16 protein-coding genes are annotated in these 15,364 nt (G+C 40.9%); 4 read left to right on the forward strand and 12 right to left on the reverse strand.

Annotated elements, in window-relative coordinates; genetic code table 11:
• Positions 1-17: 17 nt before the first annotated feature.
• Positions 18-695 (reverse strand): phosphopantetheine-binding protein, encoded by a 678-nt coding sequence (locus GPS65_RS19715; protein ID WP_161985460.1) that lies wholly within the window; start codon positions 693-695, stop codon positions 18-20.
• Positions 696-967: 272 nt separating this feature from the next.
• Here GPS65_RS19715 and GPS65_RS16055 point away from each other — a divergent pair, with 272 nt between their 5' ends.
• Positions 968-1,492 carry a CbrC family protein gene (locus GPS65_RS16055; RefSeq protein WP_119125256.1) on the forward strand — a complete coding sequence of 175 codons (525 nt, stop codon included), beginning with the start codon at positions 968-970 and terminating at the stop codon, positions 1,490-1,492.
• 42 nt (positions 1,493-1,534) lie between these two features.
• Here the strand turns inward: GPS65_RS16055 and GPS65_RS16060 are convergent, their stop codons facing one another.
• From GPS65_RS16060 to GPS65_RS16090, 7 genes are all read right to left on the reverse strand, one after another.
• On the reverse strand, positions 1,535-1,717 hold the full coding sequence (locus GPS65_RS16060; protein WP_003217582.1) for a sporulation protein Cse60: 183 nt from the start codon (positions 1,715-1,717) through the stop codon (positions 1,535-1,537).
• Positions 1,718-1,818: 101 nt separating this feature from the next.
• Positions 1,819-2,130, reverse strand: a complete 312-nt coding sequence (locus tag GPS65_RS16065; protein WP_088004063.1) for a rhodanese-like domain-containing protein — start codon at positions 2,128-2,130, stop codon at positions 1,819-1,821.
• A 54-nt stretch (positions 2,131-2,184) separates the two neighbouring features.
• A complete protein-coding gene (locus GPS65_RS16070) occupies positions 2,185-2,868 on the reverse strand; it encodes a YesL family protein (RefSeq protein ID WP_012010947.1) in 684 nt (227 codons plus the stop codon).
• Between the two features lie 21 nt (positions 2,869-2,889).
• On the reverse strand, positions 2,890-4,182 hold the full coding sequence (locus GPS65_RS16075) for a Gfo/Idh/MocA family protein (RefSeq protein WP_088004065.1): 1,293 nt from the start codon (positions 4,180-4,182) through the stop codon (positions 2,890-2,892).
• A 17-nt stretch (positions 4,183-4,199) separates the two neighbouring features.
• Positions 4,200-4,724: a lipoprotein YteS gene (locus GPS65_RS16080; RefSeq protein ID WP_119125257.1), complete on the reverse strand. Its 525-nt coding sequence runs from the start codon at positions 4,722-4,724 to the stop codon at positions 4,200-4,202.
• Entirely contained in the window at positions 4,721-5,833 is a 1,113-nt protein-coding gene (locus GPS65_RS16085) for a glycoside hydrolase family 88/105 protein (RefSeq protein WP_119125258.1), read from the reverse strand. Before GPS65_RS16085 ends, GPS65_RS16080 begins: the two co-directional genes overlap by 4 nt.
• A gap of 18 nt (positions 5,834-5,851) precedes the next feature.
• A complete protein-coding gene (locus GPS65_RS16090) occupies positions 5,852-6,817 on the reverse strand; it encodes an ABC transporter permease (protein WP_012010951.1) in 966 nt (321 codons plus the stop codon).
• A gap of 231 nt (positions 6,818-7,048) precedes the next feature.
• On the opposite strand from GPS65_RS16090, the gene GPS65_RS16095 reads away from it, so the two are divergent.
• Entirely contained in the window at positions 7,049-9,349 is a 2,301-nt protein-coding gene (locus tag GPS65_RS16095) for a helix-turn-helix domain-containing protein (RefSeq protein ID WP_119125259.1), read from the forward strand.
• Positions 9,350-9,384: 35 nt separating this feature from the next.
• Here the strand turns inward: GPS65_RS16095 and GPS65_RS16100 are convergent, their stop codons facing one another.
• Complete coding sequence (locus tag GPS65_RS16100; protein WP_003217763.1) at positions 9,385-9,756, reverse strand: winged helix-turn-helix transcriptional regulator; 372 nt, start codon at positions 9,754-9,756, stop codon at positions 9,385-9,387.
• Positions 9,757-9,911: 155 nt separating this feature from the next.
• Here GPS65_RS16100 and GPS65_RS16105 point away from each other — a divergent pair, with 155 nt between their 5' ends.
• Positions 9,912-11,117 (forward strand): MFS transporter, encoded by a 1,206-nt coding sequence (locus GPS65_RS16105; RefSeq protein WP_119125260.1) that lies wholly within the window; start codon positions 9,912-9,914, stop codon positions 11,115-11,117.
• A complete protein-coding gene (locus GPS65_RS16110; protein WP_119125261.1) occupies positions 11,114-11,953 on the forward strand; it encodes an aldo/keto reductase in 840 nt (279 codons plus the stop codon). Before GPS65_RS16105 ends, GPS65_RS16110 begins: the two co-directional genes overlap by 4 nt.
• A gap of 45 nt (positions 11,954-11,998) precedes the next feature.
• Here GPS65_RS16110 and GPS65_RS16115 read toward each other — a convergent pair whose 3' ends face one another.
• The 3 genes from GPS65_RS16115 to GPS65_RS16125 all read right to left on the reverse strand — a co-directional run bounded on the left by GPS65_RS16115 (position 11,999) and on the right by GPS65_RS16125 (position 15,353).
• Positions 11,999-13,498, reverse strand: a complete 1,500-nt coding sequence (locus GPS65_RS16115; protein WP_119125262.1) for an extracellular solute-binding protein — start codon at positions 13,496-13,498, stop codon at positions 11,999-12,001.
• A gap of 25 nt (positions 13,499-13,523) precedes the next feature.
• Complete coding sequence (locus GPS65_RS16120; RefSeq protein WP_087976618.1) at positions 13,524-14,384, reverse strand: carbohydrate ABC transporter permease; 861 nt, start codon at positions 14,382-14,384, stop codon at positions 13,524-13,526.
• A 219-nt stretch (positions 14,385-14,603) separates the two neighbouring features.
• Positions 14,604-15,353 carry an NAD-dependent epimerase/dehydratase family protein gene (locus GPS65_RS16125; protein ID WP_119125263.1) on the reverse strand — a complete coding sequence of 250 codons (750 nt, stop codon included), beginning with the start codon at positions 15,351-15,353 and terminating at the stop codon, positions 14,604-14,606.
• Positions 15,354-15,364 lie beyond the last annotated feature (11 nt).

The raw sequence follows: 15,364 nt of genomic DNA on the forward strand, positions 1-15,364 counted from the left end.
ACCAATCAATTCTTTTTTTAAGTGCTTCTTTGATGAGATGAGCTAGGATAATACTTCTTACGTTCCACACGTTCAATTGTTGGAAGATATGTCTTTTCGTCTGTCTTTTGAACGTATTCTGATAACTCTTTAATTGTTGGGCGTGAAAAGATTTCGTTAATTGGTACTTGTACTTGAAACTGTTTTGAAATACGCGACACCAACATCATGGCTTTTAAAGAATGGCCACCCAGTTCGAAGAAGTTCGCATGAATACTAATTTGATCGGTTTCAAGTATTTCTCTCCACATCTTTTCTATGCTTTTCTCAATTTCATTTGTCGGTGCCACATACTCCTCTACTGATTGTATTTCCGGTAAAGGTAAGGCCTTTCGGTCCAACTTCCCATTTGAAGTGAGAGGCATTTTTTCCATCTCAATGATATGAGTTGGCACCATATAATGAGGCAGTGATTGTTTGAGATACTTACGTAAATCATTCATAGTATATCCATCATCAACTATTACATAAGCACACAAGTAATCTGTTTGAATAACCACAACTGCTTCTTTAACATTTGGATATTCTAGAAGACAATGTTCAATCTCACTTGGTTCGATACGATACCCTCGAATATTAATCTGGTCATCTATTCTTCCTACATAGTCTATTGAACCATCTGGAAGCCAGCGAGCTAGGTCACCTGTTCTATACATTTTTTCTCCTGGAATGAAAGGGTTTCTTACGAATTTTTCTTTCTTACACTAATCGGATAACTAACTCTTTTTCCCATACAAAAAACACCTCCAAATTGTTTTCAGATATGCTATACCCGATTTTCAATTTAAAGGTGTTTTTATTTGTCTCACTTTATGGGGTCAGTCCCCATGTGAACGGCTTTTTTCTATACAAACAATTTAAGATGGTCATGCACTTTCACATTCCTTTAAAATAATAGGATGAAATGATTCACAACATGGAGGTTTATATGACGTTACCTACATTCAAGTACAACCCAGATCCAATTTCGTTACATGTGATCAAAAAAGAACAGACGACATGTCCTGTTTGCGAGAAAGAAAGAGAATATGTGTATCATGGTCCATTTTATACTGTTGAAGATGTGGAAGGAATTTGCCCTTGGTGCATAAAAGATGGTTCAGCCTCTAAAAAATACAATGGTATGTTTCAAGACGATGCAAGCTGTGATGACGTTGATGAAGAGAAATATATAGATGAACTGATCTATAGAACACCAGGTTATCGCGGCTGGCAGCAGGAATATTGGTTAAGTCATTGCGGAGATTTTTGCGCGATCGTCCAGTATGTCGGTTGGAAAGAGATAGAACATTTAGAGGAAGAGCTCACAGAAGATATCGAAGACATTTGCAGCGGCGGAGGATTAACGAAAGAGAACCTAAAACAATGGCTCGTCAACGGCGGAGATCTGCAAGGCTACCTCTTTCAATGTGTCTACTGCAACAAGCATCGTTTATATATTGACGCTAGTTAAACAAAATAAGGACCCTTCAAACAGGTCCTTTTTTCATACCATCTATTTTTTATATAAAATGAGTGCAGAAAAACAGTAGAGCTGTTCTCCACCTTGCTCACAGATCACCGCTACATTGTACTTGATGTCAATGATTTGGTCGTCATCCATTCCTTTTAAAAAAAGATTGATTTCGCTCTGCAAATCTTTTTCGTGCTCTTCATCAAATACAGCTACCTTTAGCACATATGCCACTCTCCCTTCTCTCGCTACTCTATCTTTATGCACATTAGGGCGGGCATATGAACAAAAAAAGCCTTTCATCTATGAGATGAAAGGACTTCTGTTTACAGCTTCGGTTTTGTTTCTCCAGTCCAAGCAAGCATTCCGCCAACGACATTGGTCGCTTGATAGCCTTGGTCTTCTAGGAAATAACAGACATTTTCACTACGTTTACCAGACCGGCAAATAATATAATATTCTTGCGTTTGATCGAATGCATCCAGTTTCTCCGGGATATCTCCCATTCGAATGTGGATCGCTTCAGGAATCATTCCTTCTGCTACTTCCTCGTTCTCACGCACGTCAACAAGCTGAATCGCTTCTTCTTGCTCTAGCTTTTGTTTTAATTCTTCTATTGAGATTTCTTTAACTGACACGGCGCTTATCTCTCCTTTTCATCACGGTGACACCATTATAGCAAATGAACTGCATCACTGTGTATTCACCCGCTTCGATTGTAGGAAAGATGGCAGGCGTTTCTTCACTTCGGCTGCCCGTTGCTCACTGTCAAACTCTACTTTTTTGAATACTTGATAGGCCAGCCACATATGGACATAGGCGAGTATACTCACACTAAAGAACGGTACGATTCCCGGCAAATAAGCAAAGAGAACAAATAGCAGAGCCGAGAAAACGAGCATACAAAGTGTATATTGCAAATAGGAGATACCGAGCAAAAGAGAGAATTTCAAATAGAGACGTTTTTTCCAATCATAATGAGCCAGCAGCGGAAAAATATAAAACAAGCTCACAACAAAGAGAAAACCAAAGATATAAATGGCAAAACGAAGCACATGCAAAAACCAGCTCGTTGGATAAATAAACGCAAGGTCTACATATATAATCGTCCCTATGATCAGTAGCGCCACTCCTATTAAATTAGAGCGTACAAACTCCACACGGTACACCTTCCAAAAAGTCCTGAAAACGCTCACTTGCTCATGCCCTTGTATCCACTTTCTCATCACCGAAAATAACGCAGTGGTCGCAGGCATCAATCCAAAGATCCCAAACCCCATCAAGGTGAACAGCAGCCATAGCAAATTCGTATAGGCGAGTCTCATCACCCACTCACACATTCGCAGCATTCTGCTCATTGAACCATCATGATCCATCTCTTTTCCCTCCTCTCCTTCTTATGACACCGTCTCTTTTTGAAGAAGCTCTTCTATGTCGATTGGGCGTTTCTCTGCAACAGACCGCCACATGCCTTCTCCAAGTGCAATCGAATAAGCACCAGCCTCTGCTCCTGCTGATATGTCATAGTGAATTAAAGGATCTTTCCCGATAAATAAATCCGCCAAAAGCAGAGGATCTCCGCCGCCATGTCCCCCAGGCTGCTTCACGACTTCAATCGTCTCTTTTGCCCCAAACATCGGATAATAAGAAATCGTCTGTTCTGGGAATTGAAAAGGAATTCTTGATGGCACATGAAACTCATTTGTTTCAATACGCCCCTTCGTCCCATTGATAGCAAGCCGGTATCCTTCGTAGGGTGCTGAGAATTGAATCGAATAGCTGAAAAGAGCCCCTTGGTCATATGCCACTGATGCCACATATGTATCCTCAATGTCAATTTCCTCATCAAAAATACAGGCGTCTGGGCGATAATTGGCGTATTGCTGCGTTTGCTCCTGACCGGATTCGATATGATCGTCCTCGACCCTTGTGCGTTCTACTCTCGGATTCCACCTTGCTTCATAATGACATGTATCCTTCACATGACATGTTCCGCAATACCTGCTTTCTTCCCCCTGCAAAGGATTCCAAGGACTTTGATCTCCGTAATAGTTAAGCGCCCCATAGGCAAATACTTGCTTTGGTTTTTGATTGATCCACCAATTGACCAAATCAAAATGATGCGTTGATTTATGAACGGATAGTCCGCCAGAGAATTGCCGCGTGCGGTTCCACCTTTTGAAATAACTAGCGCCATGATACGTATCAATGAGCCAGCTCAGTTCAACAGATGTAACCCTTCCAATCTTTCCTTCTAAAATGAGTTCTTTGATTTTTCGATGAAATGGGTTGTAGCGATAATTGAAAGTGACTGTGACCTTTCCTTTACTTTCCTTTTCTTTTTCCATTACTTTTTTGGCGTCTTTAGCTGTTGTAACCATCGGCTTTTCAGTGATGACATCGAGGTCATGGTCAAGTGCTTGCAAAATATACGTGACATGGGTGTCATCCCTTCCTGCCACGATGACGATATCTGGCTTTGCTTCCTTCACCATTTGATCAAATGCCTCTTCATGAAAAAACGAGACGCCCCGCAGTGATGGAAAACGCTTCTGACAAAGTGTATACCGATGATGATCTATATCTAATAGTCCTGTAATCCTGTAATGCTCATTGAAATCCTCTGTGAGCGGTTTAATAAACATATTGAACGCACGATGACTGAGTCCGCAAACTACGACCCGTTTCACAGTCCCCACCCCTTTTTCTATCGATTTTCACGAAGCTGTTTCATGAGAGACAGCGCCTCTTTGGATTTGTCTGCATACACGGGAATAAAAGCGACCATATCTCGGTGTAATCGAAAGGTATAGCCGTTTAGCTTTTTCGTGCCTTTGTTAACTTGAACCGCATAATCGACCGTCTTCCCTGTCTTTTGATCCTCGGTCGTATATGGCCCTGCCGCTTGATCATCTATGCCCATCTCTTCAAGCAATTGAAAACTTTCAGGATCATCATACGTTCGAAACATCTCTTCCGGGACAAGCATGATGTCCCCCTCTTTTGCAGTAATTTCCACAAGAAGTTTTTCAGGAATCGCTGGAAAGATGTGGACGCTATACGTTTCTTGTTCCGTTTGAAAAGCCTTCTCGACTAATTGATCCTTCATCCCCTTGGACATGTCAGAAAAAATCAGAACATCGATACCGTTTGTATTCCCATGACAGGCTGACAAACAAAAGACGGCGATGAAGCTGAAGAGCCATGCCGCAGCCTTTTTTTTCCTCTTCATGCTTTTTGAAAAACAGACAGCTTCTCTAGCTCAGTTAATGCCATAATAAAAGCGCCTGCCCCGTGCAAATCATTTGTGCTTCTCTCTCTACCGACGTAGTAATCATAAAACCCAGCAGATGTTCCGATACATATATCATTGATGGTAAAATCACCGGTTTCTGTCTCAGCCGTCTTATGCTGAATTAAGCCTTGATATGCTTTCACCACATGATCTGTGTAGCTGAGGCTGACATATCCTTCGTTCATGGCTTTTGCCATGGCGTACATGAATAAACACGATCCAGAGCTTTCAAGCCAATTGTCGCTATGCGTCCCTTTATCAATGATTTGATGCCATAAACCTGTGTCTTGATCCTGGTACCTAGCTACACTTTCCAGCATGTCTATCAGCGTTTCCTTCCACATTTTTCTCCCTTCATGCTGCTCTGGCAGATCCTCGATCATGTCTGCTAATGCAAGGACATACCAGCCAAATGACCTTGCCCAAAACTCGGGCGAACAGCCTGTCTTTTGATCCGCCCATGGCATCACTTTTCGTTCGTCCCAAGCGTGATAATACAGACCGGTTTTTTCATCTTTTGTATGCTTTCTCATGAGATACTCTTGGTGGATCACCATATCCACCAATTCCTCTTCACCTTTCAGCTTTGCATACTTTAACGCAAAGGGTCCTCCCATGTAGAGACCATCCAGCCACATTTGATAAGCATAATTGTCTTTATGCCAAAATCCACCTTCAGACGTGCGATTCAATGTGCGATAAAGCCCGCGGAGCTTCTCTGCTGCCAGCACATACCGCTTCTCTCCTGTTCGTTCATAAAGAGGGAATAAAATGAGCCCTGCTTGGATCGCATCAAGCTCATCTCTCCGGAATAACAGGTTTCCATACTCATCAATGAGCGAATCTGCGTAGCTTTTCACATAATTGAAATACGTCTCGTTCCCCGTTGACTCATATAGCTTCATCACACCGCAAAGAAAAACGCCTTGATGATAATGCCATCTTCCAGCTGGAGGCAGCTCTATTGGTGTATGCGCTTTCATAATTGTTTGTGCTAATTTCTCTGCATGCTCAAGTGGTGATCCTTTTTCAGTCGATAATGTCATTCCTCTTCATCTCCCTTTTTAGTAAATACCTTCTTCCCCAAATTTCTTCGCTAAACGGTTCGCCAGCATAACCAAAATGAGTCCAACAGCTGCTTTAAATAGACCAACAGCGGTACTATAGCTAAATTGCCCTTGCTTAAGACCAGCTGTATAAACGTACGTATCAAAGATTTCTGCTACTTCTCGGTTCGTTGCATTGAGTAATAAGTAGACATGCTCAAAGCCAAGCTCTAATGTGTCACCAATTTTCAAAATTAGTAGAACGACAATCACACTTTTAATGGCAGGAAGCGTGATATGCCACATTTGTCTCAGTCTGCCGGCTCCATCCATTTTCGCTGCTTCATAGAGCTGCGGATCTACCGCTGTAATCGCCGCAAGGTAAATGATCGTCGACCAGCCTGCTTCTCGCCAGATCACTTGTAAAATGTACATCGGCCTGAACCATTCCTGACTAAGAAGGAAGTTAATCTTTTCCCCTCCAAAGAAAGCAATCAATTCATTGATTAATCCGCCATCTACTGTTAACAAAACAAAGGATAAGGACACGACAATCACCCATGACATGAAGTGAGGAATGTATATCATCGTCTGAACAAATTTCTTAAACAATGCCAATCTGACCTCGTTTAAAAGCAGGGCCAATAAGATTGGAATTGGAAAGAAAATCACGACATTCATGGCAAATAAAATCAGTGTATTTTTTAATAAGATGAAAAATGTTGGTTCTGTAAACAAGCGAATAAAGTGTTTGAAGCCAACCCACTCACTGCCAAGAATACCGAGAAACGGCTGGTAATCTTGAAAGGCAATGATCAGCCCCCACATCGGCACATATTTAAAGACAAGAAAATAAATGAGCCCTGGTAAAATCATGAGATACAAAAACTTTTGACTAAGCATTTGATTAAGTAAGCGCTTTCTATTTTCTTTTTTCAAAGCTGCCGCAGGCACACCCTTGGCAGTGACATCCTCTGTTTTCATAGATAAAGCCTCCCCTCATGCTGATGCATGTGTTAACTGTATCTTAAGGATGAAAAATCCGTCTACAATCATATCATCAGATCATATTTACTTAGGGGAGGCTACTCAAAACGTTATATAAAACATGAGAAAATGATCCTAATCTCAGAAAATGATTATTGACAAACCTACCAAATTTTTGGATTAATAAATAAAGAGGAAAAGATTGTTCCGTTTGAAATGGGGGGTTTTATGAAAAGAAGGCAATATAAGTTTTATTACAAGCTCGTCACGTTTTTTTTCATGCTTAGTACGATTCCTGTCATCATTGTCGGTATTTTTTCTTATCAGCATTCACAAAAAACAGCACTCGAAAATATCTCAAATGAAAAGCTGGACAGCGTGAAACAAACGCAATCTAATATTGAGCATATTTTAAAGACTGTTGATCATTCTCTCACTCACTATGTCAGTTCGCCGCCTCTCCTTCAAACACTGGCAGAACCTTTAAATCCAGACCAATTCCAGCTTTATAATCAAGTACAACAGGAACTAAACTACTTGCAAACCTTTGACACCGATCTTTCCAATATTACACTCGTCAGTAAAATGGAAGACTGGTATATGAACAATTCAGGGCTTTATCATGTCACAAGCGGAGACCAAGAAAAAGCGCTCACCTCTTACCTCAATATTCCAAGTCATTCTAGCTGGGTACTTGAAGAGAATAATCCACTTGTTGCGACAAAAGAAGGAAAGGCTTCCTTTTGCAAATACAATGTGAACTTAATCAAGCAACTTCCGATGAACAGTGTCCAGAAAAAAGGAATCGCTGTCGCCAGCATTCCGAGCTGTACGCTTGCTAACAATATGCCTGACTTCTCTCAATCTGACAGTATGTTTGTCATTGATACGAATGGAAAAGTGCTGTTACATAACCGCAAAAAACAAATTGGTGAATCCTTGAAAAATCAAGAGTTCGTCAAGCATGTCCTATCAAGTGAAAAACGATCAGGTCAATTTAACATGAAGATCGAGGAACTAAACTATCAAATTACGTTTCAAAAATCAGACTATAACGAATGGACGTACCTCTCCTTTGTTTCCATACCAGAACTAAAGGCACAAACGAAATCAATAGGATGGATCACCTTTATTATCTGTTTTATTTTGTTAGCGCTTTCATTACTATTTTCATGGTTTGGCTCCAGACATTTTTATAAACCCATCCGCTTGTTATACGAGTCCTTTGCACGTAATGAATCCTTTTTGCAAAAGCAGCCTTTTCAAAATGAATTTGAGTTGATTGAGTCGAGTATTAAACAAATGAAGGATCAAAACAATGATTTAGAGGAACGGATTGAGCAGCAAGTCACGCACCTCCAGCAATACTTTATGGTACGGCTATTGCTCGGAAAGCTGACAGAAGAAGAGATTAACAATCGGTTCCAAAGTTTAGGATTCCCTCAGGGCTGGTCTCACTTATCCATGCTTGTGATCCAAATCGATACACTAAAAGGAACACCTTATGAAAAAAAGGATGCTGACTTACTTTTATTTGCGATCAATGGACTGGTTGAGCAGATTATTCCACAAGGAGAGCATCTTCAGCCAACAGTTGTCAATCAGCATCAAACGACGATTATCCTAAATCACTCAAAGTCAGATGAAGAATTTACTGAATATTTAAACCAATTAGCAGAAACCATTCAGCTGCGTATCGAGGAAGAGCTTGGTTTATCGATCAGCATCGGAATCAGCCGCCAGTTTCAGGAGCTCACTATGGCAAAACAGGCTTACATTGAAGGAAAAGAGGCCTTAAAATACAGGCTCAAAGCAGAGAAAAAATCCATTATCTTATATGAACATATCCAGCAAGGAAAAACGTTTAAAACCCATTTTCCAAAGCAGTTGCAGCATGATTTATTTGATGCAATAAAAGCAGGTGATCAAGGCAAGGCAGATCACTATTTACATGTGCTCCTTCAATCCATTTTCTCTAAAAATGCGGGACCGCATGAGTATCATATCGCCCTCGCCCGTTTTTTAAACAATTTGATTGAGCTGATGCATTTGCTTGGCATTGAATTGTTTGAGGTTGAAGACAATAAAATGCTGTATGATACAATTTTTGAATTTAAAACGTTTGAAGATACCGAAACATGGCTGAAACATGAGATCATTCGGCCGATTATTGACCAGCTAGGTGCACGCGAGGAATCACAATACAAAAACATCTCAGAAAAGATCATTCATATCATCCATCAAGAATTCGATTCTGATCTCACATTGGATGAAATCGCCACACGCCTACATTACAATCCAAATTATTTAAGCAGTATCTTTAGAAAGGAAATGGATATCTCTTTTAGTGAATATCTCTCATCCTACAGACACCATGTCGCCAAAAACTGGCTCGTGGAGACCGATATGTCCGTCAAAGAAATTTCGGAAAAACTGAAATATAAAAACCCGCAAAACTTCATCCGTTCCTTCAAAAAACTTGAAGGCACGACCCCAGGCAAATACCGTGACCAGAAAAAAGGCATATAAGACAAAAAGTCCCGCTCTCAGAAAGCGGGACTTTTTTATTTAAACTGTTCATTTAAAATACTGTCTTCTAGTACCGAAAGCGGCTCTCCGTACACACGTTCAATATGAGCTGCTCCCCAATCACATAGCGCATTCAGAATTCTTTCGAGCGACTGACCGTATTCACTTAATTCATATTCCACTTTAGGCGGTACTTGCTCATACACAATCCGGTTAATCACTCCATCACTTTCAAGCTCTCTCAGCTGCTGTGTAAGCATTTTTTGTGTGATGTTTGGCATGAGCCGCTTCAATTCACTTGTGCGTTTTTTCCCATGTGTTAAATGACATAAAATCACGCACTTCCACTTTCCGCCAATGACCTCAAGGGTCGCTTCCACGGAGATATTATATTTTTTCTTTTCCATTAAATCCTCACTCCTCTATATACAAACAGGCACTTTTTAGTACCTATATTACAAAAAAGTACGTACTTTTTTTTTCGTCATCTATGTTAGATAATAACTCTTGCCGATCGGCTTCGTCTATCAAAATGTCATCACAAAAGGATGTGAACTGATTCATGAAGAAAAAACAAAACCACTTTGCCCTTCTCGCACTAGCTATTAGTGCTTTTGCTATAGGAACCACTGAGTTTATTAGTGTCGGTCTTTTGCCAATGATTTCAGAGGACTTTGGAGTGAGCGTCAGTCAGGCGGGCTGGACCGTCTCTTTATATGCTCTTGGTGTGACATTCGGCGCGCCTATGTTGACTTCTCTGACTTCAACGATGAAAAGAAAGACATTGCTTTTGCTCATTATGCTCGTCTTTTTGATTGGAAATACACTTGCCACGATAGCTCCGACCTTTTCAATACTATTAATCGGCCGGGTCATTTCAGCCTTATCCCATGGAATCTTTATGTCCATTGGCTCTACAATCGCTGCAAGCCTTGTAGTGAAAGAAAAACGGGCAAGCGCGATTGCCTTTATGTTCACCGGATTAACAGTTGCGACTGTGACGGGCGTACCATTCGGGACATTTCTTGGTCATGAGCTCGGATGGCGAACATCATTCGGTGTGATTGTCATCATTGGTCTAATCGCATTAATATCTAACTATTTCCTTGTTCCATCTCAATTAAAGCAAGGCGTAAAAACATCATTTAAGGATCAAGCTCTTTTATTAAAAACAAAAAGAATCCTGCTTCTATTTGTCATTACAGCAACAGGATACGGAGGAACATTTGTCGTCTTTACGTACTTATCCCCTCTCTTACAGCATGTGACAGGTCTTGCGCCAGGGGTGGTGGCATTGATTCTGCTTTTATACGGAATCGCGATAGCAGCCGGAAATATCATTGGCGGAAAGGTCGCTAATGAGAAGCCAATGAAAGCACTGATTTACATGTTTATCATCCAAAGCATCATTTTGTTTATCCTTAGCTTGACTGCTGGATTGACGGTGCTAGGCATTGCAACCGTCATGCTGATGGGACTGTTTGCTTTCATGAATGTACCTGGGCTGCAAGTCGCTGTCGTTGACTTTGCAGAAAGATACACCCCAGGAGCAGTCGACGTCGCTTCCGCTATGAATATCGCTGCCTTTAATGCTGGTATCGCCATCGGCTCATTTTTAGGCGGCATCGTGACAGATACTCTTGGGCTTGTGCATACAGGCTGGGTCGGCGGCATCATGGTCCTGATTGCTGCGATTCTCACGATGATTAGTTTTCGAATCGAACAACAAGAACAAAAATCAAACCATCTAAAGGAGCGTTCAATATGAATCATTTACAAAGTACAAAAACATTAAACAATGGAGTCCACATGCCAGGATTTGGTCTTGGTGTATTCAAGGTGGAAGATGGCGCAGAATTAATAGACGCCGTCAAAACAGCCATTCAATTAGGCTATCGCAGTATTGATACAGCGGCTATTTATGGCAATGAGGAAGGGGTCGGACGAGGCATACAGCTTGGTCTTGTAGAAACAGGACTTCGTCGCGAAGATCTTTTTGTGACATCAAAAGTGTGGAATGCCGATTTAGGATATGAATCCACGCTAAAAGCATATGAGGAAAGCTTGAAAAAACTTCAGCTTGACTACCTTGATCTATATTTAATCCATTGGCCGGTTGAGGGAAAATATAAAGACGCTTGGCGTGCGCTTGAAACCTTGTATCGTGAAGGAAAGGTCAGAGCCATTGGTGTGAGCAACTTCCAGCCGCATCATCTAGACGAACTATTAAAAGATGCAGACATCATACCAGCCATCAATCAAGTGGAGTTTCACCCAAAACTGACGCAGGAAGCACTTTATACGTATTTGAACACACATGGCATTCAAATGGAAGCATGGTCACCGCTCATGCAGGGGGAACTGCTTCATCATCCAGTGATCAAAGAACTGGCAGACACATACGGCAAAACACCCGCTCAAATTATTTTGCGCTGGGATGTGCAAAAAGGCATCATCACCATTCCAAAATCAACGAAAGCGCATCGTTTAAAAGAAAATGCAGACATATTTGATTTTGCATTATCTAATGAGGATATGAATCGTCTTTCTGATTTAAATGAAAACAAACGTATCGGTCCAGACCCAGACAACTTTGACTTTTAATGAAAACACCCCCGCTTTTTAACTGTGCGGGGGTGTTTTTATTGATTATTTTGATTTCTTAAAAGAAGCTTCATATTCTTCAATGATTTTATTACCGCCATTTGATTTCCACTTCTCTACATCTTTTTTAAATTGTTCTTCATTGATGTCTCCAAGAATGAACTTATAGGTCGCATCATCAATGATTTTTTTCAATTCATTTCCTCGTTCTGAAGCTGTTTCTGAATACAGGCTTTCAGCAGGATTGGCGACGATGATCTTTTGGTTGTCTTCTTCTAGCTCTTCATATTTTGTACGAACCGCATCCCCTTTATTTTTCAAGTACCGTTTATCAATGCCTACTAGACTGACAAGCGGCTGTACATCTGTCTGCCAGCTTTTCACTTGGCTTTCTTCCCTGACAAATGTATTCCCTTCTTCTTTCTTATAATGCTCACCATCTATACCGTACGTCATGAGACCATAGACATCTTCTTCTGCAATGCGATCAAAGAAGGCTAAAATTCGCTTTAATTCTGCCTCTGATTTCACGCTTGTTTTAGGGAATGCGAAGATGCCATTATGACCACCTGATGCCCATACTCGTTCTTTGCCATCTGGGCCTTTAATTCGGTTCAGTATATCGACTTTCATGTTTTTATCTGTCGCGTCATCTCTCAAGTTCACTGCGTCTACCATATTTCCAACATAGATCCCTGCTTTTCCTTGTGAGAATAATTCCTGTTGCTGCGTTTTGCTTGTCACAGGGAAGTCTTTGTTGATATAGCCATTATCACGTAATTTTTTCATATACTTCATCGTATTCATATACTCATCTGTCATAAAATCTGGCGTGAATTTGCCGTTCTCTTCTTTCCAGTCTGTTGGCATTCCCTCATATGAACCAAGTGTTTTAAATGCCCCATAAATCAAATCGTTCCGATCCGTAAAGCCAATTGTATCCGCTTTTCCGTTTTGATTCGGATCTTTTTCAGTAAAAGCTTTCGCTACCTCATAAAGATCATCCAACGTTTTTGGTGTATCCAAATTTAAATTTTCAAGCCAATCCTTTCGAATGACAATTCCTTGTCTTGAAAGTGGTCTCTCTCTATAAATGCCATAAAGCTTACCATCTATAGAGGCATTTTTATTAATCAGTTTGTTCATCTTACTTAAATTTGGATAATCCTTTAAATACGGACCGACTTCCCAGAACATACCTGATCTGAACGCATTAATAGCAGACGAATTCTTAATGTCTTGAATCGTCACGATCTGCGGCAAATTTCCTGCGGCAAGTGCAGAATTCAACCGGTCTTCCTTCACAGCATCAGGCACCCACGTAATATCAAGTTCTGTGTTTGTGAGCTTCTCAATCTCTTTTAAAACCGAATCTTTCGGCGGCTGCTGATGATAGAGAATCGCCATCCATGTCAGCTTTACTTTTTTGTCTAAATCAACCTTTTCATCTGATGAACTTGCTCCTTTGCTTGAACATGCAGATAAAATACCGCTTGCTGCAAATAACAGGACAAACGCAATCAACCATAATTTCTTTCTCCCCATAAGATCCCTCCGTTGTACCTTCTTTTTAACCTTTTACAGAACCTAATAATGCCCCTTTATTGAAATGCTTTTGGATAAATGGATAGACAAGCAGAACGGGAATCGTTGCTACCACAATGACAGCCATTTTAATCGTTTGGTCTGGCGGTGGTGTGGATGATCCCATATCCGACATATCCCCTTGCATTCCGCTCGAAACAATGACAATCTGCCTTAGCAGCACCTGAATCGGCCACTTCACTGAATCATTTAAATACAGGATGGCGGTCATATACGTATTCCAATACGTCACGGCATAAAAAAGTGAAATGGTCGCAATAGCAGGCAAAGAAAGCGGCAGCACAATTTTAAAGAAAATTCCTAAATCGTTACAGCCATCCATCTTCGCTGATTCCTCAAGGCTTGCCGGAATGTTTTGAAAAAAGTTTTTCAAAATGATCAAATTGAACGCATTGATCGCAACCGGTAGAATCAGTGACCAATAAGTATCAAGCAGACCAAGCGTTTTCACCACAATAAACGTCGGAATCATCCCACCGCTAAACAGCATCGTGAAGACAACGAGAAACATCAATGTTCTCCGGCCTTTTAGCTCCTGACGAGACAGCCCATATGCCATGAGTGAGGACAAAAACATGCTGACAGCTGTTCCAACGAGTGTGACAAGAATGGACACAATAAGGCTGCGGTACACAATATCCGTCGAGAAAATATACCGATAGGCCTCTAAAGAAAACGTGGTCGGGAATAAGATAAACTTCTTCGTGATGACCTCTTCTACTGTAGCAAAAGAGGCAGCAATGACATGGATGAACGGAAGCACACATATTAATGCGAACATGAGTAGAAAAGAGTAATTAAATAAGTTGAACAATCGGCCTTTCATAGAACGATCGATGTTCATCACATCCTTTCTTTGAAAGCGTTATCATTTTATCCGAAAATAAGCTGCAGCCTGTGACGATATCGTGATTAAAATGTAACAAACAGGGGAAGAAAGCGTCTATAATCATCTTGACAGTCCAACTGAATCCATCCTGTCAGTCGTGCTTTTATGCTCATGAAACAAAAGAATAAGATCATCAGCTAATGATATGATTATGCCCTATGCCTGATCATTTTCTTCAAGGATTTCCGTCGTATTCTTATGAGGTTTGTAGCCCAATTCCTGCTTCGTGTTTTCCGTAGACCAAGGCTTTTCTTCGTTTTCTGATACAGCGTAATATGTTCCAAAGGGCACGGCCGTTTCAATTGCCGCCTTTATTATCCCTACTAGATCTTCATGTGAAAGAAGTGTTCGTTTCGTCCGTTCTTTCTCGTGTAATGCTTCCATCTCATCTGTCACAACTGTTCCAATCCGCAAATTGATAACAGACATTCCAGTTTGATCGTGGAACAACCGGCCTAGCTGTTCAGAAGCAAATTTTAAAATACCATACACATTTTTAGTCGCAGGTACATCGTCTGTTGTCATATGTCGCCCTAGTAAGGAACGGCCATCTTTTTCATAACGATCGGTCACGTGATTGCTGCTTGCAAAAATGACTTTTCGAATGCCAAGCCTTGCAGCTGATCGAAACATAGAATAAGAGCTTCTCCAAAAAATATCACTCATTTTTTCAAACTCCTCACGATTCATCACATCATGTGTCATCTCCATGTTTAAAAGGTGTATGATGACATCTGTATCTCGCGGGATCGCCTCATATAATTCCTGTTCATTCGTTGCATCTGCCAAAATGACTCCTTTTAGACAGCTCGTTTGATCAATGATAGTGATCTCGCATTCAGAAGAGAGCGCTTTTGTTAAAATACGGCCGATCACACCACATCCGCCAATGATCGTGATCTTCATCCTCTGTCTCC

This window comes from Bacillus pumilus (genome assembly GCF_009937765.1).
Classification (GTDB): domain Bacteria; phylum Bacillota; class Bacilli; order Bacillales; family Bacillaceae; genus Bacillus; species Bacillus pumilus_O.

What these genes read in the sequence shown, in the direction of transcription:
- GPS65_RS19715 (WP_161985460.1), bottom strand. Translation starts at nt 695, where the DNA reads ATGTATAGAACAGGTGACCTAGCTCGCTGGCTTCCAGATGGTTCAATA.
- GPS65_RS16055 (WP_119125256.1), top strand. Translation starts at nt 968, where the DNA reads ATGACGTTACCTACATTCAAGTACAACCCAGATCCAATTTCGTTACAT.
- GPS65_RS16070 (WP_012010947.1), bottom strand. Translation starts at nt 2,868, where the DNA reads ATGGATCATGATGGTTCAATGAGCAGAATGCTGCGAATGTGTGAGTGG.
- GPS65_RS16080 (WP_119125257.1), bottom strand. Translation starts at nt 4,724, where the DNA reads ATGAAGAGGAAAAAAAAGGCTGCGGCATGGCTCTTCAGCTTCATCGCC.
- GPS65_RS16085 (WP_119125258.1), bottom strand. Translation starts at nt 5,833, where the DNA reads ATGACATTATCGACTGAAAAAGGATCACCACTTGAGCATGCAGAGAAA.
- GPS65_RS16090 (WP_012010951.1), bottom strand. Translation starts at nt 6,817, where the DNA reads ATGAAAACAGAGGATGTCACTGCCAAGGGTGTGCCTGCGGCAGCTTTG.
- GPS65_RS16095 (WP_119125259.1), top strand. Translation starts at nt 7,049, where the DNA reads ATGAAAAGAAGGCAATATAAGTTTTATTACAAGCTCGTCACGTTTTTT.
- GPS65_RS16100 (WP_003217763.1), bottom strand. Translation starts at nt 9,756, where the DNA reads ATGGAAAAGAAAAAATATAATATCTCCGTGGAAGCGACCCTTGAGGTC.
- GPS65_RS16105 (WP_119125260.1), top strand. Translation starts at nt 9,912, where the DNA reads ATGAAGAAAAAACAAAACCACTTTGCCCTTCTCGCACTAGCTATTAGT.
- GPS65_RS16110 (WP_119125261.1), top strand. Translation starts at nt 11,114, where the DNA reads ATGAATCATTTACAAAGTACAAAAACATTAAACAATGGAGTCCACATG.
- GPS65_RS16115 (WP_119125262.1), bottom strand. Translation starts at nt 13,498, where the DNA reads ATGGGGAGAAAGAAATTATGGTTGATTGCGTTTGTCCTGTTATTTGCA.
- GPS65_RS16120 (WP_087976618.1), bottom strand. Translation starts at nt 14,384, where the DNA reads ATGAAAGGCCGATTGTTCAACTTATTTAATTACTCTTTTCTACTCATG.
- GPS65_RS16125 (WP_119125263.1), bottom strand. Translation starts at nt 15,353, where the DNA reads ATGAAGATCACGATCATTGGCGGATGTGGTGTGATCGGCCGTATTTTA.